Source organism: Testudinibacter aquarius (genome assembly GCF_004342725.1).
GTDB lineage: Bacteria > Pseudomonadota > Gammaproteobacteria > Enterobacterales > Pasteurellaceae > Chelonobacter > Chelonobacter aquarius.
Genome location: NZ_SMCP01000018.1, coordinates 1 through 20222 on the forward strand (window position 1 = coordinate 1; position 20222 = coordinate 20222).

Below are 20222 nucleotides of genomic sequence, written 5' to 3' on the forward strand. Positions count from 1 at the left end.
GGGTCTCCCCATGTGAGAGTAGGACACCGCCGGATTTTACCGAACACGAAAAATACAAAGAACACGAAAGTAAGTAAAGTGAGAACCCCTAGCAGTGATGTTAGGGGTTTTTTGCGTTTGCGGCTACTATGCCAATTGAGGCTAATGAGGCTAATGAGGCTAATGAGGCTAATGAGGCTAATGAGGCTAATGAGGCTAATGAGGCTAATGAGGCTAATCGCGGTTAAAGTGCGGTTGACCGCACTTTGGATAGTGCTCTTGGAATCAGGTGTTTGCTCTGGCAAAGGTACTGGCTTCAGCAACTAATGCTTCATCAGGTCGTTTTCCAGTGTAAAGCTCAAATTGTTCTACCGCTTGCAACACAATCACTTCTGCCCCGGAAATTGTCTGCTTTCCCAGTTTTTGTGCGGTGGTGATTAGTGGGGTTTCCGCCGGTAATGCTACCACATCAAAGGCGGTGGTCGCTTGTTCGATCATTGCCAAGGGAAAGGAAAGCTCGGTTGCCTCTTTGCCTCCCTCCATTCCAATCGGGGTTACGTTGACGATAATATCCGCTTTTACCTGTTCAAGGCTGGTTATATATTGATAACCGTATAATTCGGCTAAGTGTTTGCCGGTTTGCGGATTTCTGGCGTATACGCTGAGCGTTTTGAAGCCGGCATCTTTAAATGCCGCCACTACCGCTTTCGCCATACCACCACTGCCATGTACGATTACACTGGATTTTGGATTAAGCTGATATTTTTCGATCAGTTTGGCGATTGCAATATAGTCGGTGTTATAGGCTTTTAAATAACCGTTGTCATTGACGATGGTGTTGACAGAGTCAATGGCTTTGGCGGAGGCGGAGAGTTCATCTAAAAACGCAATACAGCTCTCCTTAAACGGCATTGAAACCGCACAACCGCGAATGCCCAAGGCGCGCACGCCTTTTACTGCATGCTCAATATCTTGGGTGGTAAAAGCTTTATAGATGAAATTCAAGCCTAGCTTCTGGTAAAGGTAGTTGTGGAATAAGGTGCCAAAATTGCCAGGTCTGCCGGAAAGTGACATACAGAGCTGGGTATCTTTATTAATCATAAGCGTCTCCTTGTTGATATTTTTTTCAGTATATCCTAAATTTCGTTGCTAAATTTGATCTGAATCGTTTTCTCAATAAAAAACTGAAGCGATTCAGCTGGGTTGAAAATGCGGTCAGCCAAACCGCACTTTAGATCTATTGCCAATTTTTTAATTTAGATGTTTTGCCGATACCCGGATTGAAACTATTGGTCGGATCCAGATCGCGATAGAATTTTTTCAGTTCCGGCTTGGCATGATAAAGATGGCCGACATTGTGTTCCGCCGGGTATTGTGCGCCACGTTGATCAAACAATTCCAGCATCTCCTCTTCCAACGCGACCGGATCAGTTCCTTTTTTGGCAATGTAATCCTGATGGAACACATGGCACATAAAATGACCATAATACAGTTTATGAATAAATTTTTGATCGAGTTCAGCAGGCAAGGTCTCAAACCATTCGCGATCATTGCGGCGCAGCGCAACGTCTAGCGCCACTATATCTTCAACCGTTTTGTGATTAATAATCCGATAACGGACAGCCGCACCGGCAACCGCAAAACGGTGCAGCATCGCCGCTTGTGATTCTTGCGGGTTGCAAATAAAAAAGTCACCGCTATGCTCGGAAAAATAGCGTTCTAAAAAGGCTTTTGCCTCTGCAATGCCACTTCCTGCCATTTTCAAAATTAAATGATGCTCATAGCGATCGCGATATTCCAGCATTTTTTTCGGTAAATGTTGCGGTAAAATTTTACTGAAAAGCTGTAACATTTTGTCGGAAATATGTTTTGGTAGAAAAGAAATTTGGTCGCAGATTCGATCCACTTTATTTTTTAAACTGAATAATTTGGGTAAGTTATTAGTTCCCAATTTTTTGATTGCCCAAAACGTATCTTTGCCATAAACCGTTGCTACATCAAAGGCTTCGCGGTGAATATATTCGCCTGAGACCGGTAGGGATTGGAATTGCGTTAAAATATGGCGGCGAATGTCGTCTAGTTCGGCGGTTTGGTTGCTGCCGATATAGAAAACCTGCGTATTTTTTTCCAATGGAAAAGTGTCTAAACGCACCGCAAACACCATCAATTTTCCGGCGCAGCCAGAGGCTTCGTGCAAACGGCGCGGATCTGCGTTGAAGCGTGCGGCACTGTCGGCATCTACTTGGCGAACGTGTTCGCAATAATGGTGATCGTGTCCGAGACGATCGTCGTTTTGAATATCGGATTCCAAATAACGCTTCTGTTCCAGGCGCGACAAAATCTCTTCGGGATCGTCACCTAATTCGATGCCCAAATGGTTGACAAGGTGAAGCTCTCCGTTGCTGTCAATTTGCGCAAACAGCGCCATTTCAGTATAAGCCGGACCACGTTGCACCAATGCACCGCCAGAGTTATTACAGATTCCGCCCAGCACTGAAGCGCCTAGGCAAGATGAGCCGATCACCGAGTGGGCTTCGCGTCCATGTTTCAGCAATTCGGCTTCTAATTGAAACAGGGTGCTACCGGGTAGGCAGACGACTTGTTCGGCATGGTTAATCAGTTGAATCTGATCGATTCGCAGCGTATTGATGATCACAATATCACGGTCATACTCATTACCGTCAGGGGTGGAACCACCGGTTAAACCGGTATTTGCCGCTTGGGTAATTACAATCACATCAGCTTTGACACAGGCTTGTAAGATGCGCCATTGTTCAATTAAAGAGGCGGGAATCGCCACCGCTAATGCTTGCCCTTTGCCGAAACGAAAGCCTTGTCGATAGGGCAAAGTGCGGTTCGGCTCTGTCAGTAGATGCTTTTCGCCGACGATTTTTTTAAGTTGTTGGATTAAAGTACTTTGTTTTTGATTATAGGACGCCATACGATTTTCCTTAATTTTTGGCAGGTAAGCCACTTTAGTCTATACCGTTTGTTTCAAAATAAACAGCCTGAAATGGTTTAACACCAGATTTAGGCATAAATTGAAAAAAAGTTTTGCAGCGTTAGAAAAATATGGTATTTATGTAACCAGATGAATGAATTTAGAGCAGATTGGTATAATCAATGCAGCAAAAAAGGCAAGTAAGCCGAATTATTAGCACTCTTCTCGGGTTGGTGATTATTATCACCGACAGCGAGCGGTGTTGTTAATTGGTCTGTACCAGTCTGTTATCAGTAAACCCTCGCTAACCGGTGAGGGTTTTTTTGTGGTTTTAAAAATGGTTTATCAATTCAAAGTGCGGTAAATGGGGAAGAAATGAACGGAGCGAGATTAGTCACAGAGAGTTTGAAAGCGCATCAGGTCGAGGTGATTTTTGGTTATCCCGGCGGCGCGATTATGCCGGTGTATGATGCGATTTACGATTCAGGGTTGGATCATTTGTTGTGCCGTAATGAGCAGGGCGCGGCAATGGCGGCAATCGGTTATGCTCGCTCCAGCAAAAAAGTGGGAGTGTGCATTGCGACTTCAGGACCGGGCGCCACCAATTTGATTACCGGATTGGCAGATGCACTGTTGGACTCGGTGCCGATTGTAGCGATTACCGGACAAGTGGCGACCCCGTTTATCGGCACTGATGCGTTTCAGGAAATTGATGTCTTAGGTTTATCGTTGGCGTGCACCAAGCAAAGTTTTATCGTGCAGAATATTGAAGAGCTGCCGCTGATTCTGGCACAAGCGTTTCAAGTTGCACAAAGTGGTCGCCCGGGGCCGGTGTTGATTGATATTCCAAAAGATGTACAGTTTGCGCCAACAACGGCACAACCGATAGTTTTGGCATTGGATAGCGCAGCTGATCAGCTTGCCGAGAACTTACAACAGGCAAAGTTGTTGTTGCAGCAAGCCAAACGCCCGGTTTTATATATCGGCGGTGGTGTTGGCATGGCAAGTGCGGTTCCGGCGTTGCGGAATTTTTTGCAAACAACCCAAATTCCTTCTATTTCTACCATCAAAGGTTTAGGCGCAATTGCCGCCGACACCCCGTATTATATGGGGATGGTGGGTATGCACGGTACCAAAGCAGCGAATTATGCGGTGCAAGAGAGTGATTTATTGCTGGTGTTTGGCGCGCGATTCGATGATCGGGTGACCGGTAAATTGGATACTTTTGCACCGCACGCAAAAGTGATCCATGCGGATATTGACCCTGCAGAAATCAATAAATTGCGCCAAGCGGATGTTGTGTTGCGTGGTAACTTAAGCCAAGCCTTTCAAGGCTTGTGTTGTGAATTGGATATTGTACCTTGGCAACAGGATATTCAGCGTTTAATTCAGGATTTCCCATTCGTCTATCCGCCGAACGTAGGGCAAGCCACTATTCACCCTTGGACATTATTGAAAACACTGTCGGCAATGAAACCGCAAAGTGCGGTGGTCACCACCGATGTCGGGCAGCACCAAATGTGGTCGGCGCAGCATATGCAACACAATCAACCGGAAAATTATCTCACTTCGGCAGGTTTGGGCACAATGGGCTTCGGCTTGCCGGCGGCGGTCGGGGCGCAAAAAGCACGTCCGAACGACTGCGTGATTTTGGTCAGTGGCGACGGCTCATTTATGATGAATGTGCAGGAACTGGGTTCGATTAAACGTGGTAAACTGCCGATTAAAATTTTATTGTTGGATAACCAACGTTTGGGCATGGTGCGTCAGTGGCAGTCACTGTTTTTCCATGGGCGCCACAGCGAAACCATTTTAGATGACAACCCGGATTTTGTGATCTTGGCTGCGGCGTTTGGTATTCAAGGCGAGCGAATTGAACACGGCTATCAGGTGCAAGACGCCTTGCAGCGCCTGCTCGACAGTGAAGGTGCCTATCTGCTGCATGTTTGCATCGACTCCGATGAAAACGTGTGGCCGCTGGTGCCGCCGGGGGCAAGCAATGAAACGATGTTGGAAGACATTGGTGTTTAGTTATCGGCATTTAAAAAGCCAAAGTGCGGTTTGAATCAACCGTTTGTTTGAATCAGTGAAGAGAGAAACATGAAACAGTATCAGTTGACCCTACAAGCCCAATGGCGACCGGAAGTGTTGGAGCGAGTACTGCGGGTGGTGCGCCATCGCGGTTATTGCGTGAGCCAATTACATATGACGTCGACAACAGAGCAGATTTGCTTGGATTTTAGCGTGATGACAGAACGCCCGATCGACGCTTTGATCAACCAATTGGACAAGTTGTTTGATGTGCAATATGTGGCAGTGAAAGCATAGTCTGATGAAAGTATAGCCCAGTGGATAATATAAAAGTGCGGTCAAACCGCACTTTGGATAACCGATTAATATAAAAGAGGAAAAAAGATGCCTAAATTACGTTCGGCGACCAGCACCCAAGGTCGCAATATGGCGGGCGCACGCGCGCTGTGGCGTGCGACCGGAGTGAAAGATCAGGATTTCGGCAAACCGATTATTGCGGTGGTCAATTCCTTTACCCAATTTGTGCCCGGTCATGTGCACTTAAAAGATATGGGACAATTGGTGGCGCGCGAAATTGAAGCCGCTGGCGGCATTGCCAAAGAGTTCAACACCATTGCGGTGGATGATGGCATTGCGATGGGGCACGGCGGCATGCTGTACTCGCTGCCGTCACGAGAGCTGATTGCGGATTCGGTCGAGTATATGGTCAATGCCCACTGTGCCGATGCAATGGTGTGCATCTCCAATTGTGACAAAATCACCCCGGGTATGTTGATGGCGTCGCTGCGTTTGAATATCCCCACCATTTTTGTTTCCGGCGGACCGATGGAAGCGGGCAAAACTAAACTGTCCGACAAGTTGATCAAGCTGGATTTGGTCGATGCGATGATTCAAAGTGCCGATCCGAAGGTCAGCGATGCCGATAGTGAAGCGATTGAGCGCTCAGCTTGCCCGACGTGCGGCTCTTGCTCCGGCATGTTCACCGCCAACTCGATGAACTGTCTGACCGAAGCCTTAGGCTTGAGCTTACCGGGCAACGGCTCATGCTTGGCAACCCACGCTGACCGTAAACAACTGTTTCTGCAAGCCGGCACACAAATTTTAGCACTGTGCAAACGTTACTACGAGCAAGACGACGACAGTGTACTACCACGTTCGATTGCGACTAAAGCGGCGTTTGACAATGCCATGAGCTTGGATATTGCCATGGGCGGCTCGACCAACACCGTGTTGCATCTCTTGGCTGCGGCGCAGGAAGCCGAAGTCGATTTTAATATGGATGATATTGACCGCTTGTCGCGTATCGTGCCGTGCCTGAGTAAAGTGGCGCCGAATACCAACAAATACCATATGGAAGACGTGCACCGTGCCGGTGGCGTGATGGGCATTCTGGGGGAATTGGATCGTGCTGGCTTGCTGAACAACCAAACCCGCACCGTGTTAGGCTATTCGATGTTGGAACAACTGGATCGCTATGACATTATCCGTACCGATGATGAGAAAGTGCGGTCCTTCTTCCGCGCAGGCCCTGCGGGTATCCGCACCACTGAAGCGTTTTCGCAAGATTGCCGTTGGGACACGCTGGACGACGACCGCACTTCCGGTTGTATCCGCAATAAAGCGCATGCTTACAGCCAAGACGGTGGTTTGGCGATGTTATCCGGTAATTTGGCGGAAAACGGTTGCATCGTTAAAACCGCCGGTGTGGATGAGTCAATCCTGACATTCCAAGGCAAGGCGAAAGTGTTCGAAAGTCAAGATGATGCGGTGGCGGCAATTTTGGGCGGTAAAATTGTTGCAGGCGATGTGGTGGTGATCCGTTACGAAGGGCCGAAAGGCGGCCCGGGTATGCAGGAAATGTTGTATCCGACCAGCTATTTGAAATCGATGGGCTTAGGTAAAGAGTGCGCATTATTAACCGACGGACGTTTTTCCGGTGGTACCTCAGGATTGTCGATCGGACATGTTTCACCGGAAGCGGCAAACGGCGGTACTATTGGTTTGGTGCAAGACGGTGATGTGATCTCGATTGATATTCCGAACCGTAAAATCGAATTATTGGTAGCTGACAGCGTATTGCGCGGGCGCCGTACCGAGCAGGAGAAACAGGGGTGGAAACCGAAAAATCGCCAACGCCAGGTTTCGTTAGCCTTAAAAGCCTATGCGATGTTGGCGACCAGTGCCGACAAAGGCGCAGTGCGTGATCGCAGTAAATTGCAGGATTGACGGTAGGATCGGATTATGACACTTTCAGCACAACCGAACGGCAGTGAATACTTGAGAGCGGTGTTGACTTCCAATATTTATGATGTCGTAGAGGTCACGCCATTGCAAAAAATGGCAAAATTATCCGAGCGCTTTGACAATGCCATTTATATCAAACGGGAAGATCGTCAAGCGGTCAATAGCTTCAAAATTCGTGGTGCCTACGCCATGATCACGGGGTTGAGTGAAGCGCAAAAAGCTGCCGGGGTGATTGCCGCTTCTGCCGGCAACCACGCACAAGGCGTGGCGCTCTCGGCAAAAAAATTGGGCTTGAAAGCACTGATCGTGATGCCGCAAAATACGCCGTCGATTAAAGTCGATGCGGTGCGTGGTTTCGGCGGCGAAGTGCTGCTGCATGGCGCCAATTTTGACGAAGCCAAAGCCAAAGCAATTGAGCTGTCGCACAGCAATAATATGACCTTTATCCCGCCATTTGACCATCCTGCGGTGATTGCCGGGCAAGGTTCGTTGGCGATGGAGTTGATTCAGCAATCGCAACATATCGACCGTATTTTTGTGCCGGTCGGCGGTGGCGGTTTGGCAGCCGGAGTCGCGGTGTTAATTAAACAGCTAATGCCGGAAGTGAAAGTGATCGGGGTGGAATCAAAAGATTCTGCCTGTTTGCAAGCCGCACTGGCAGCCGGCGAACCGGTGGATTTGGAGCGGGTCGGCTTGTTTGCCGATGGTGTGGCGGTGAAGCGGATTGGCGATGAAACCTTTCGGGTTTGCCAACACTATTTAGACGAGGTGATCACCGTTGACAGCGATGAAATCTGTGCAGCGGTGAAAGATATTTTTGAAAATGTGCGTGCGATTTCCGAACCGTCGGGCGCATTGTCGCTGGCGGGGTTGAAGAAATATGTCAAGCTGCACAACATTCAAGGCGAAACGCTGATCAATATTCTATCGGGAGCAAATCTGAATTTCCATAGCCTGCGCTATGTATCTGAGCGTTGTGAAATCGGCGAAAAACATGAAGCCTTGCTTGCGGTGACGATTCCGGAACAAAAGGGTAGTTTCCTTAAATTCTGTCATTTACTAGGCGATCGGGCAGTGACCGAATTTAACTACCGTTATGCCGACAACCAGCAAGCCGGCATTTTCGTCGGGGTTCGGGTCAGTGGCGGCGAAACGGAAAAACAGGAGATCATCAGTCAATTGCGTTTGAACGGTTATGATGTCAAAGATCTGTCCGATGATGAGGTCGCGAAAACCCATATTCGTTATATGATCGGCGGACACAGCACCAGTTCGCAACGCGAACGACTGTACAGTTTCGTGTTTCCGGAGCAGAAAGGCGCACTGGTCAAATTCCTGCAAACCTTGGGCACGCAGTGGAATATCTCGCTGTTCCATTACCGCAACCACGGTGCGGATTACGGTGATATTCTCTGCGCTTTCCAATTGAGCGAAGCCACCGAACAAGTGTTTCAACACCATTTGGAAGAGTTGGGCTACGCCTATCAGGATATTACCGATTCGGATTCGTATCAGTATTTTCTGAAATAAAACGATTTTACCCAACTGACAAACCTGCTTAAACCAGCAGGTTTTTTTATACTAATTTTATCTAATGTATTGACCATTTATTCCTTTTTATGATTAAAATTTGATTTATTTATTCCAATAAATTATTATAAGTGCGGTTTTTATGCTTATAACTAAAAATAAAGCATGTATTTTAATAATACCTAAGGAGTTAATAGTTTGTTTTCTTTACTAAAAAAACATTCAACTTTCAGTTTGCCGGTTTTTATTCCGAGTTTTCTATTTGTGCTGCTGATTGCGGTAGCTTGTATTGTGTTTCCCCAATCGATGCAGCAAGGATTGAATGCAGCAAAAAATTATGCGTTTGACTATTTCAGCTGGTTTTACATTTTGTCGGTCAGCTGTTTTATTCTGTTTTTGCTGCTACTGGCGATGAGCAGCTTGGGTGATATTCGCTTGGGCAGTGATGACGAAGAGGCGGAATATCCGTTTTTCTCTTGGGTGGCGATGCTGTTTGCTGCCGGAATGGGGGTCGGTTTGATGTATTTTGGTGTGGCGGAGCCGTTGATGCACTCGGTGGCACCAATTACCCAAGATAGCCCACAGAAAAACGCCATGCTCTACACCTTTTTCCACTGGGGCATACACCCTTGGGCGATCTACGGTACGATTGCCTTAGCACTAGCATATTTTGGTTTTCGCTATCGGATGCCGCTGTCGATTCGTTCGGCGTTTTATCCGTTGCTCCGCGATAAAATTCACGGTGTGTACGGACACATTATTGATGCCTTAGCGTTGATTGCCACGCTGTTCGGGATTATCACCACGCTGGGTTACGGCTCGTCACAGCTGAATGCCGGTCTGCAGGCGGTGGGTATTTTGAGCGAAAACAGCTTTTTCAGCAATTCATTAGTGATTATCGTGGTGGTCAGCATTGCGGTGCTGTCGGCGATTTCCGGGGTGGGCAAAGGCGTGCGCCGTTTAAGCGAAATCAATTTAAGCCTGGCACTGATACTCATGCTGTTTGTGTTGTTTAGCGGCTCAACGGTATATCTGCTTTCGGTTTTCTCGGAAAATATCGGGTATTATCTGAGTAATCTGATTGAGATCAGTTTCCGTACCTTTAGCTATGATTCGCAGCACACCGCTTGGTTCAGTGGTTGGACGGTACTGTATTGGGCGTGGTGGTTCTCTTGGGCGCCCTTTGTCGGGTTGTTTATCGCACGGATTTCACGCGGCAGAACCATTCGCGAATTTATCCTCGGGGTATTGATCATCCCTGCGACCTTCAATTTGCTGTGGTTTACCATCTTCGGTGACAGCGCTATTTTGCAAGATGTGAAACATAGCGGGGCATTAAGTGCCTTGACCGGGGCGTCGGAAACCCTGTTGTTTGCGTTTTTAGACTATTTCCCATTATCGACTTTGAGTGGCTTGCTGGCGTTGCTGATTTTGTCACTGTTTTTTATCACCTCAGCGGACTCGGGTATTTTTGTATTAAACAATATTGCCTCGAGCGGTAAAAGTGCGGATATGCCGAAGTGGCAAAGTGCGCTATGGGGCGTGGTGATGATTATTTTGTCGATCGCCTTGCTGAATTCCGGCGGCTTGGGTGCGGTGCAAGCAATGACCTTGGTGGTGGCACTGCCGTTTGCCGTGATTACGGTGTTGATGTGTTTCAGTCTGCTGCAAGGCTTGCGGGTGGATAAAAATTATTTCGACACCCGTTTGAACCAATCCACGGTTTTTTGGAGTGGTGACAAATGGAAAAAGCGCTTAGGCCAGATTTTGAAGCAGACCCAAGAAGAGGATATTCAGCAATTCTTACAACAGGTAGTCAAGCCGGCGTTTAGCCAATTGCGCGACGAATTAGTGAATAAGCATCAGCTACAGGTCGAAATCAACCAAACGGATGAACCACAGCGTAGTATCGAACTGGTGATTCATAAAGGCGTGATGCGTGACTTTATTTACGGCGTGATGATTCAAAGCAAAGATACCGCACTTTCGATGCAGGAAGAGCAGAGCGTGCCAAGTATGAAACATGAACAGGTGTTTGAACCGGTGAGCTATTTTGGTGATGGTCGTATTGGTTACGATGTGCAGTATATGACCACGGAAGAGTTGATCGCCGATGTGTTGAAACAGTACCAACGTTACTTAGTGCTGCTGAACAGCGAAGCCAACGAATTGATGGTGCAAGCGCCGTTGGAGCCGACGGCGTAATCTGCCGGAGCCCCCTCATTTTGCTATAAAAAAAGCGATAAGGTGTCCACCCTATCGCTTTAATTTATTTTTATGACGCTCAGGGCATAAATTGTTTTCGGGTGGTTTGTGTCCATTGCAGGTGTTTTTTCCAAAAACTCAATAGGCGATTCATGGTGCGTCGTGTCAACCAAAAACCGAATAATCCGATGGCGGCAGTAAATAGCCCTATACATAGTTGTGACCAGAAACCGGGTTTGCGTATGTCTGAAATATGAATTGATTCGCCTTGATTATTTTGACCGTAAATTTTACCAATGGAACCATCGGCTTTTTTCTCGATAGTGAATGTTTCTCCGTCCTTCTGGGTATAGATGGTTACTGAGCCATCACTGCCTCGTTCTAATTTGAATTCCTGATTATCTTTGCCTTTGATGTCGATATTGGGAGGCCGAGGGCCGATTGGTGTGGTGTCAATCAACACAGGGCCGATGCCGCTCGTGTTCAAATGGTAGGCATTGAGCTGAGGAAAGCCAAAAAGTTGTTGGCTCAATGAGGCGAGTGCGAAAACGGTACCGAGTACAGCTAAAATGCCGAAACCAATGCTTAATAGGGTTGTGATGAGCATACCCATCAATACAGGCAGGCTAACGCCAATATTAACCAAACCCAAACTGGCATTGACCGATAGCACATACCATAGATTTTTAAAGGATTTCTTTTTTTGCCATTGTTCGATGTATTGGTTGGCCAAGAGTTCTTTGGCAATGACACTTGGATCGCCCAGCCCTGCAATGATATCCGCCTCGGAACGCCCGTTCGCCAAACCTTCGGCAAAGTGACTGCGGTAATCATTGAGTATGTCGTCACATTCGGCCGATGACAGATGTTTTAATTCTTGTTGCAGTTGGGCTAAGAATTCTTTTTGGTTAGTGATTTTAATCATGATGGATCTCCTGTGTGGCTTGATGCTTTGTTAAGGAAATGATTCACACTATTGGCAAAGTCTTGCCATTGGGATTGCATGGATTGAAGTTCGGTTTTACCTAAATCGGTCAAGCGGTAAAATTTACGCGCAGGTCCTCCGGATGATTCTTGCAAGTAGGTATCGACCCACTGTTGATTTTGCAAACGGCGCATCAGCGGATAAATCGTACCTTCGCTGATGGGTAAGTATTTTCCAAGGGTCTGCACCATATCGTAGGCATAGCTGTCTTGTTGTTTGAGAAGTGCGAGTATGCACATCTCTAATACCCCTTTGCGTAGTTGTGTTTGCATGATGAGCCTTATTTTGAAATACCGATGTCTAAAGCATATAGCAATATACCTTGTAATGCAAGGTATTAAAAATTATTTTATGTGTTGGGATAATATCAACATCAAAGCTATTTACTGTTGTTCAACAGTGAAGCCAACGAATTGATGGTGCAGGCGCCGTTGGAATCGGCGTAATGGGAGTAAAGTGCGGTTGAAACAGCGGCAGAAATTCTTGCCTGCCGCTGTTTTCGTTGGTGCGCTCGCACCGTTTTATTTTACTGAGAAAGTATAAGTGCTATACATTTTCTTTTTCTGACAGATTTTTTGATCGGGGAATTCGGCTTCATGGCTGGTTTTCAGTTTCCAGTTGCCGGTGACTAACGGGATTAAATTCATTACGCCGTTTTTATCGGTTTTGCCGGAAAATGCCTGCGGTTCACGATGATCCATCACCGCATCCCAATCCAGTTTAGTCAAGGTATCCGCCGTGCCGATAATGGTGGCGCCTTTCACCGGCTCACCGTTATATAGCACTTGCACCGGCACCACTTGCATCGGTTTGATTTGGCTCGGGTCAACCAACGGTACGATTTCTAATTCTAAACCGACCGGTTTTTGCGCAAACTCGCTGACTTTGGCGCCGCCAATATTAAAATAGGTGGTGGCGTACATACTGGATTGCTCGCAATAGTGGGCATCCGGCACTTCGCTCAGGTTTTGCATTTTCCAACCGTCGGCATTTTTTGACCAGAAGGTCGGACGATAGGTTGAACTGATTTTATATTCGCCTGCGCCCAGAGCCTGCGGGCTGACATAATGATAGTTTTCCCCTTGCTGTTGCAACGCCTCGGTTTTGTTCGGCGTCACCAATTCTAGTGGTGGGAAAATATGCAGCCGTTTTTCCGGAATCGGATCGCCTGCCGGGAAGTTATCACCATAGCCCAACACGGCTTGCAGCGGTTTACCTTGTTTGGCATCTTGGGCATACACCCATAAATCATGGGCTTGACTTAAGCTGCTGGCAGAGAGAGCACAAAGTGCGGTCAACATGACTTTTTTCATTAAGATATCCTTTTCTCATTTAGATGAACGTTGTTGATTCTCACTTAATTTGATGTAAATGAGAATTGATTGCGATATTAACATATTCTGCTAATGGCACAACCAAAGATTTGTAAAGAACAATGGATGAAAATAGCAAGTTCTCTTGAGCCATCTGTTAGATAAATAATAAAGCATATCATTTGTAAATGTTGATCTGCATCAATATTTGAAGATTTATAGCGAGGAAACTTCCCCTTAAAAAAGAGATAAGCTTGAATTTTTTTACAAAGGGTGTACCGTTTAAAAACATTAACTACCTAAGGGTATATTTATTTTCAACAGCAACACGTAATTAAAAAAGACAGGTGATTTATGAAAAAACAACAACAAATAAAATTAGGATTAACCGCACTTAGCCTTTTGGTCTTAACTGCTTGTGGTGGTGGCGGTGGTGATTCCAGTTCATCGGAAACCCCGGCACCGATAAATCCTACATCATCAGAACAACCTGCCACACCGGCACAAACAACACCAGCACAACCAGCAACACCGACAGAAACACCGACAACACCAGCACAACCACAACCACAACCACAACCACAACCTACTACACCAACACCGTCGGAACCAAGCAATCCGGTAGAAGTGAAACCGCTTTTAAGCGGAGCCGGTTTTAATTATGCAGCAGATAAAACGAAACCAGCGAATACAAAATCATTTACAACAATTTCAGATAATCTTAATGAGGTTGTAATAGATGGTCAGAAATTTAATGTCATTCCGAATACAAATAATATTGATATTACTACGATCAGCACAGTCTGGTTGTCTGATAACATCAAAAGTATTTGCTGTGGAACAAGAACCAATATTAAATCCGTAAAAATTGGTGATTTTATGGCTGGTGATCAAATTTATGCCTTCTACAACGGAGCAGTAACGCCAGAGAGTAATGTTCCACAAAAAGGAACAATGCGCTATTCGGGTGGAGAGCGTGATACCATACGGTTTATTTCTATGGGAGATGAAAAAGTTAGAGGTTATTTCCCAGAGGGTGATGTTGAATTAACCGCTGATTTTGATAATAAAGCAATTAAAGGTAGTGCATTCAATGAGGCTATCTTATTAGAGGGTGCCATCAGTGGTGCTGCTATCTCTGGTACCGCAGTCTTTAATGAAAATGCAACAATTAGACTTGATGATGATACAGAACATAATGCGCTAACGATTTTACAAATTAATGAAGGTGAACGCGTTGCCCCACTCAATGGCGCATTTTTCGGTGAAAAAGCAGAAGAAATTGCCGGTGAAGCGCATAATGGTAAATGGGGTGTGGTGTTTGCCGCTGAGCAACAAAAATAACCTTATTTCATAAAATAGATTATAATCGGGCTATCTTATTCAGATAGCCTTTTTACTTGAGAGTATTATGCGTATCAACCATCAATTTCTTGTTTCTATGGCAATGTTGCCAATTTTTAGCGGTTTATTTGGCGGCATAGTGCAGGCACAAACCGTGACCACCGAACAGGCGCCACGCTTAGGTTTGGATGAGTCAAAATTTCAGGTGGCACAGCCTCAGTTACCGCAACCGACATTACAAGCTCCAAGTGCGGTGTCGCAACCTAAGTCGATTTCAATCAGCAAAGAAGAGCTGGCGAAATATCCTGAGTTGGTGCTGCGGGCGTTGCTGCCGGCATTAATGCAGAATAACGCAGAGGGTGTAGCGCTGCTGTTGCCGATTTATCAAGCGCAAGGCAAAACCGATCCGATGCTAGTGATGTGGGGCGAGGCAATCTTAGCGCAGCAGCAACAGGATTATGCTCGCGCATTGAGCTTATACCGCACTTTGTTTGCTAAAAACCCGAATTTGATTCCGGTGCGATACCAAATGGCGCAAGTGCTGTATTTGAATAATGATAATGAAGCGGCGCGGGATCAGTTTGAAAAGTTACGCACTGAAAATGTGTCGCCGGCATTTGTACAATTGATTGACCGCTATTTAACGGCAATTAATCGGCGTGATCAGTGGACGTTTCAAGGTGGTTTAAGTTATTTAAACGAGGCAAACGTCAACAATGCACCAAAAGCCGGTACGGAAGTCAACGGCTGGAAAGCTTGGCAAAGCGAAAAAGCGGAAGGGATTGGCTACAATCTTGGCGCAGATAAAAAATGGTCGTTGCAACACGGCTTTTTCAGCAAAGTGAGCCTGTCCGGTTATGGCCGTTACTATTGGGATAACAAAAAATACAATGAATTTAATGCACGGATCAGCGCTGGTTTGGGCTATCAAACGGCACGCAGCGAAGTGACGTTGATGCCGTTTACCGAAAGACGCTGGTATGGCGGTGGCGCTTCCGGCAGCGATGCTTTGAAGCGTTTCTCTCAAAATAGCGGTTTGCGTTTGGATTTCAGCTATTGGTTGGCGCCACGTTGGCAGATTTCGACCGCACTTGAGTATGGGGAACAGCGTTATGTGACACGCAAACACTTGAATGGTAATAACTATTTCTGGTCAAACACGTTGTTGTATATGCCAAGCAGTGATCAATACTGGGTTGTCGGTGTGGACTACAGTCGTGATAATGCACGGCATAAGGATAATGCCTATCAGCGCAAAAATATACGGCTCGGCTGGGGACAGGAGTGGATGGGCGGCATTTCTACCAGAATCACGCTCAACTACGCCAAACGCCAGTATAAAGCCGCTGATTTCACCGGTATTCGCCAAAAAAATGATGAATACGGCGCACAATTCAGTATTTGGCACCGTAACCTGCATTTCTGGGGTATCACCCCGAGAGTGACTTGGGCATATACTAAAATAGACAGCAATAATCCGTTTTACAGCTACGATAAAAATCGACTCTATCTGGAAGTCAGCAAACGCTTTTAGACCGCACTTGCTGTAGTCAGAGCAAGATATTGATAAGGCAGCCTAAGGGCGGATTAATTATCCGCCCGAACCGCACTTTGTATTTTTTCTTTATTGATTAAGTGCTTATACCGCACTTCGCAAACGGGCGGATATATAATCCGCCCCTACATTGCCTCATCAAATATCTTTGTCAATAATCTGAGCCGTGAACACGGCTATTTTTGTTTTGAATATGCCGTTCCAATGCTAGAATATCGCCAATTTTTCAAGATCAAACCCATTTACAGGAAATACCATGCGTACATCACAATATCTATTTTCAACCTTAAAAGAGACTCCGAACAATGCGGAAGTGGTCAGCCATCAACTGATGTTGCGAGCGGGCATGATTCGTCCGTTGGCGTCGGGGTTGTACACTTGGCTGCCGACCGGCTTAAAAGTGTTGCGTAAAGTCGAAAAAATCGTGCGTGAAGAGATGGACAAAAGCGGAGCGTTGGAAGTGTCGATGCCGGTGGTGCAGCCGGGCGATCTGTGGGTAGAATCTGAGCGTTGGGAGCAGTATGGTCCGGAGCTGTTGCGTTTCACCGACCGAGGTGAGCGTCCTTTCGTGTTGGGGCCAACGCACGAAGAAGTGATCACCGATTTGGCACGGCGTGAATTGAGTTCATACAAACAGCTGCCGATTAATCTATACCAAGTTCAAACCAAGTTCCGTGACGAAGTGCGTCCACGTTTCGGTGTGATGCGGGCACGCGAATTTTTGATGAAAGATGCCTATTCGTTCCATAACGACCAAGCCAGCCTGCAGCAAACTTATGAAGTGATGTATCAAACCTACAGCAATATTTTCACCCGCCTAGGCCTCGATTTCCGTGCGGTGCAGGCCGACACCGGTTCAATCGGTGGCAGTGCCTCGCATGAATTCCAAGTGCTGGCCGCCAGCGGCGAAGATGATATTGTTTTCTCGACTGAATCGGATTACGCCGCCAATATCGAACTGGCGGAAGCGGTCGCTTTAGGCGAACGTGCCGAGCCAACCGAGGAACTGCGTTTGGTCGATACCCCAAACTGTAAAACCATTGCTGCATTGGTAGAACAGTTTGACTTGCCGATTGAAAAAACCGTTAAAACCTTGATCGTACACGCCAGCGAAGAGAGCGGCCATCAACTCGTGGCGCTGATCGTGCGTGGCGATCATGAACTGAATGAAGTCAAAGCGGAAAAATTAGCACAGGTTGCCAGTCCGCTGGTGTTTGCCGATGAAGCGGAAATTCGTGCCGCAATTGGTGCCGGTGCGGGTTCATTGGGGCCGATTAACCTGCCGATTCCGCTGGTGATTGATCGTACCGTTGCCAACATGAGTGATTTTGGCGCCGGGGCGAATATTGACGATAAACACTATTTCGGCATCAACTGGTTGCGTGATTTGCCGCTGGCACAAGTGGCGGATTTGCGTAATGTGGTGGAAGGCGATCCAAGCCCGTGTGGCAACGGCACCTTACAAATCAAGCGTGGGATTGAAGTCGGACATATTTTCCAATTAGGCGACAAATATTCGCAAGCGATGAATGCCACGGTGCAAGGCGAAGACGGTCGTCCGCAAGTGATGACCATGGGTTGCTACGGCATCGGTGTCAGCCGTGTGGTGGCGGCTGCGATCGAACAGAACCATGATGAGCGCGGCATCATTTGGCCACAGCAAATTGCCCCGTTCCAAGTGGCAATTGTGCCGATGAACATGCACAAATCTGAGGCGGTGCAGCAGTACGCCGAAGAACTCTACCGCACTTTGCAGCAGCAAGGCGTGGATGTGATTTTTGATGATCGCAAAGAGCGCCCGGGCGTGATGTTTGCCGATATGGAATTGATCGGCGTGCCGCATACGATTGTAATCGGTGAGAAAAACCTGCTAAACGGCGAAGTGGAATATAAAAACCGTAAATCGGGTGAAAAACAGATGATTGCCCAACAAGACGTGGCGGCATTTATCGCCCGGCAACTGTAAGCCTGATGGAAAATAACATGTCATTGTGGTCACTGCTGTTTTCATTCAAAGGACGCCTGAACCGCAAAGGGTTTTGGCAAGGGTTCGGCATTTGCTTTGCTGTATTATTGCTGTTGGCGAATTTGTTGCCGATGCAACAGTTATTCCAACAAACCGCGACCGCACTTTTGGCATCGGCGTTGTTGTTGCTGGTGCTGTACTGCCTGGTGGCGATCGTAGTCAAACGTCTACACGATCGTGGGCGCAGTGGAACGGCAGTTTTTATCGTGGTATTTCCGCTGCTGTGCTATTTTGTTGCTGCGTATAGCGACGGCATGATGGCGTGGGCATTGGGGCGATTTATGCCATTGTTTTTCGGCACATTATTGTTGCTGGACTGGGGTGTTTTTCGTGGACAAGCGGAAGCAAACCGCTATGGCGAACGTGGCTTGGCACTGCAATTTAAGTTGAAATAAACCATGAAAATACAACCGTTGTTGGGCATAACAGCCTGCCTGTTGCTTGCCGCTTGCGGCAGCTCGAACCGCACTTTGCCGTTTTTTGATTTACACGGTAAGCCACAGCAGCTCAGTTTTCGTGTTGCTGGCGATGGCACACCTTTGGCAACCGTCAGCAGCGAGAATAAGCAGGGCGACCGCACTTTTCAGTTGCAAACCCTGAGTGAACGCAAAATTCTGTTGGCGTTGAACCAACAGGATTATCCGCTGCAACAACCGCTTCCACACAAGATTGAGCGTGTGGAGTTTTACGAATTAGGGCAAGCGGGTTTTGTCGATGTGTATCAAATTCAGGCAACGGATGTGTGTCATGCCTTTCGCCACCACAAGCCATTGAACGCTGAACATGCGCTGACCTTCTATCAGCGCGATCCACAAGGACAGTTGCGCATGAGCGGACTGATTTCACAATTTGAATTTAGCGACAACGCCTTATTGCACATCAACACCAGTGAACTGATTCCGCCGGTGTCGCAGCCAAATCAGTTTGATGGTGACGCTTTATTGCACGGCAGTTATCAAAAAATCCGATCCTTTTTAGCGCATCTTATTTGCCATTAACACGAGGAACACAGCGTGTCAGAGATTAAATTGAATTACCAAAAAACCCATTTTTTAACCAGTGCACCGGATATCCGTCATCTGCCGGAAGACAACGGCATTGAAATTGCGTTTGCCGGTCGCTCGAATGCGGGCAAGTCAACCGCACTTAACAGCCTGACTAATCAAAAAAGTTTGGCTCGCACCTCAAAAACGCCGGGACGCACCCAGTTAATTAATCTGTTTGAAGTGGAACCACAATGTAAAATTGTCGATTTACCGGGCTATGGCTATGCAGCCGTGCCGGAGCAGATGAAAATTAAATGGCAGCAAGCGCTGGGGGAATATCTGCAAAAACGAGAATGCTTAGGGGGCGTGGTGATTTTAATGGATATTCGCCATCCGTTAAAAGACTTGGATCAACAGATGATCGAATGGGCGGTCAGCTCTGAGTTACCATTGTTGCTGCTGTTGACCAAAGCCGACAAACTCAGCCAAAGTGCACGCAGCAAACAAGTGAAATTGGTGCGTGAGGCGATTCTGCCGTTTCAGGGAGATATTCAAGTCGAAGCATTTTCCGCACTGAATAAAATTGGAATTGACAAACTAGCAGCAAAACTGGACAGCTGGTTCGCCCCGAATTTTAGCGCACCAGCAGAATAGAACGGTTAGGGGCGATATGATCGCCCCAAATAGTTTCAGATTATTGATCAAGATAGTTGATGAGGCAATGTTTGGGGCGATATTATTGCCCCTACGCTGCTTTATTCGATGTGATCTTTTCGCCATTCAGGATAAACTACCTGTAATTCACGTTCTATAGAACGTTGTACAGCGTCTTTTAAAAGACGGGTAATCGGTTGATAGTCACCCTCATCCGCTTTTTCTAGCGCATTATAATAGTCTTCTCTTTCCATTGGTTCGATAATAGCAATAGAATATCCTGCATTCATTAATTCTACATTCATTATCAATCGACCGGTGCGGCCGTTACCATTGTAATAGTCTAATTCCTTGCAACATACTAAAGACCACTTTATTGTGTAATAAAAAAGGAAATGACAATGAAAAAGCTCTTCACAACAGACTTTA

The 20222-nt window shown here is 46.8% G+C and carries 17 protein-coding genes and 1 pseudogene; 11 read left to right on the forward strand and 7 right to left on the reverse strand.

Going from position 1 to position 20222, the window contains the following annotated elements; genetic code table 11:
- Window positions 1-264: 264 nt before the first annotated feature.
- The gene (locus EDC16_RS12480; RefSeq protein WP_132968187.1) at window positions 265-1080 is read right to left on the reverse strand and encodes a shikimate 5-dehydrogenase; all 816 of its coding nucleotides are present in this window, start codon (window positions 1078-1080) and stop codon (window positions 265-267) included.
- Between the two features lie 136 nt (window positions 1081-1216).
- Window positions 1217-2920, reverse strand: coding sequence for a D-lactate dehydrogenase (gene dld, locus EDC16_RS12485; protein WP_132968188.1), 1704 nt, complete (start codon window positions 2918-2920; stop codon window positions 1217-1219).
- A gap of 375 nt (window positions 2921-3295) precedes the next feature.
- Between dld and ilvG the strand changes: the two genes are divergently transcribed.
- The 5 genes from ilvG (at window position 3296) to EDC16_RS12510 (ending at window position 10930) form a co-directional block, all read left to right on the forward strand.
- Window positions 3296-4951, forward strand: coding sequence for an acetolactate synthase 2 catalytic subunit (ilvG, locus tag EDC16_RS12490; protein WP_132968189.1), 1656 nt, complete (start codon window positions 3296-3298; stop codon window positions 4949-4951).
- 69 nt (window positions 4952-5020) lie between these two features.
- The gene (gene ilvM / locus EDC16_RS12495; protein WP_132968190.1) at window positions 5021-5248 is read left to right on the forward strand and encodes an acetolactate synthase 2 small subunit; all 228 of its coding nucleotides are present in this window, start codon (window positions 5021-5023) and stop codon (window positions 5246-5248) included.
- A gap of 87 nt (window positions 5249-5335) precedes the next feature.
- The gene (gene ilvD / locus EDC16_RS12500) at window positions 5336-7177 is read left to right on the forward strand and encodes a dihydroxy-acid dehydratase (RefSeq protein WP_132968191.1); all 1842 of its coding nucleotides are present in this window, start codon (window positions 5336-5338) and stop codon (window positions 7175-7177) included.
- A gap of 15 nt (window positions 7178-7192) precedes the next feature.
- Window positions 7193-8725, forward strand: a complete 1533-nt coding sequence (gene ilvA, locus EDC16_RS12505; protein WP_132968192.1) for a threonine ammonia-lyase, biosynthetic — start codon at window positions 7193-7195, stop codon at window positions 8723-8725.
- A 198-nt stretch (window positions 8726-8923) separates the two neighbouring features.
- The gene (locus EDC16_RS12510; protein ID WP_132968193.1) at window positions 8924-10930 is read left to right on the forward strand and encodes a BCCT family transporter; all 2007 of its coding nucleotides are present in this window, start codon (window positions 8924-8926) and stop codon (window positions 10928-10930) included.
- A 79-nt stretch (window positions 10931-11009) separates the two neighbouring features.
- Here the strand turns inward: EDC16_RS12510 and EDC16_RS12515 are convergent, their stop codons facing one another.
- The 4 genes from EDC16_RS12515 to EDC16_RS12525 form a co-directional block, all read right to left on the reverse strand.
- A complete protein-coding gene (locus EDC16_RS12515) occupies window positions 11010-11855 on the reverse strand; it encodes a DUF1700 domain-containing protein (protein ID WP_132968194.1) in 846 nt (281 codons plus the stop codon).
- Window positions 11852-12187 (reverse strand): PadR family transcriptional regulator, encoded by a 336-nt coding sequence (locus EDC16_RS12520; protein WP_132968195.1) that lies wholly within the window; start codon window positions 12185-12187, stop codon window positions 11852-11854. Before EDC16_RS12520 ends, EDC16_RS12515 begins: the two co-directional genes overlap by 4 nt.
- A 107-nt stretch (window positions 12188-12294) precedes the next feature.
- Entirely contained in the window at window positions 12295-12432 is a 138-nt protein-coding gene (locus EDC16_RS12725; RefSeq protein WP_157330499.1) for a hypothetical protein, read from the reverse strand.
- Between the two features lie 4 nt (window positions 12433-12436).
- Complete coding sequence (locus EDC16_RS12525) at window positions 12437-13228, reverse strand: DUF4198 domain-containing protein (protein ID WP_132968196.1); 792 nt, start codon at window positions 13226-13228, stop codon at window positions 12437-12439.
- A 354-nt stretch (window positions 13229-13582) separates the two neighbouring features.
- On the opposite strand from EDC16_RS12525, the gene EDC16_RS12530 reads away from it, so the two are divergent.
- The 6 genes from EDC16_RS12530 (at window position 13583) to yihA (ending at window position 19793) form a co-directional block, all read left to right on the forward strand.
- A complete protein-coding gene (locus EDC16_RS12530; protein ID WP_132968197.1) occupies window positions 13583-14572 on the forward strand; it encodes a transferrin-binding protein-like solute binding protein in 990 nt (329 codons plus the stop codon).
- Between the two features lie 67 nt (window positions 14573-14639).
- On the forward strand, window positions 14640-16106 hold the full coding sequence (locus EDC16_RS12535; RefSeq protein ID WP_232517255.1) for a surface lipoprotein assembly modifier: 1467 nt from the start codon (window positions 14640-14642) through the stop codon (window positions 16104-16106).
- A 277-nt stretch (window positions 16107-16383) separates the two neighbouring features.
- Window positions 16384-18093, forward strand: a complete 1710-nt coding sequence (gene proS / locus EDC16_RS12540) for a proline--tRNA ligase (protein ID WP_132968198.1) — start codon at window positions 16384-16386, stop codon at window positions 18091-18093.
- A gap of 17 nt (window positions 18094-18110) precedes the next feature.
- Complete coding sequence (locus EDC16_RS12545) at window positions 18111-18548, forward strand: DUF805 domain-containing protein (RefSeq protein ID WP_132968199.1); 438 nt, start codon at window positions 18111-18113, stop codon at window positions 18546-18548.
- A gap of 3 nt (window positions 18549-18551) precedes the next feature.
- Window positions 18552-19151 (forward strand): hypothetical protein, encoded by a 600-nt coding sequence (locus EDC16_RS12550; protein ID WP_132968200.1) that lies wholly within the window; start codon window positions 18552-18554, stop codon window positions 19149-19151.
- A gap of 15 nt (window positions 19152-19166) precedes the next feature.
- On the forward strand, window positions 19167-19793 hold the full coding sequence (gene yihA, locus EDC16_RS12555) for a ribosome biogenesis GTP-binding protein YihA/YsxC (protein ID WP_132968201.1): 627 nt from the start codon (window positions 19167-19169) through the stop codon (window positions 19791-19793).
- A 101-nt stretch (window positions 19794-19894) separates the two neighbouring features.
- On the opposite strand, the pseudogene EDC16_RS12560 reads toward yihA, so the two are convergent.
- Window positions 19895-20222: pseudogene (locus tag EDC16_RS12560) on the reverse strand (hypothetical protein); the annotation flags it as partial.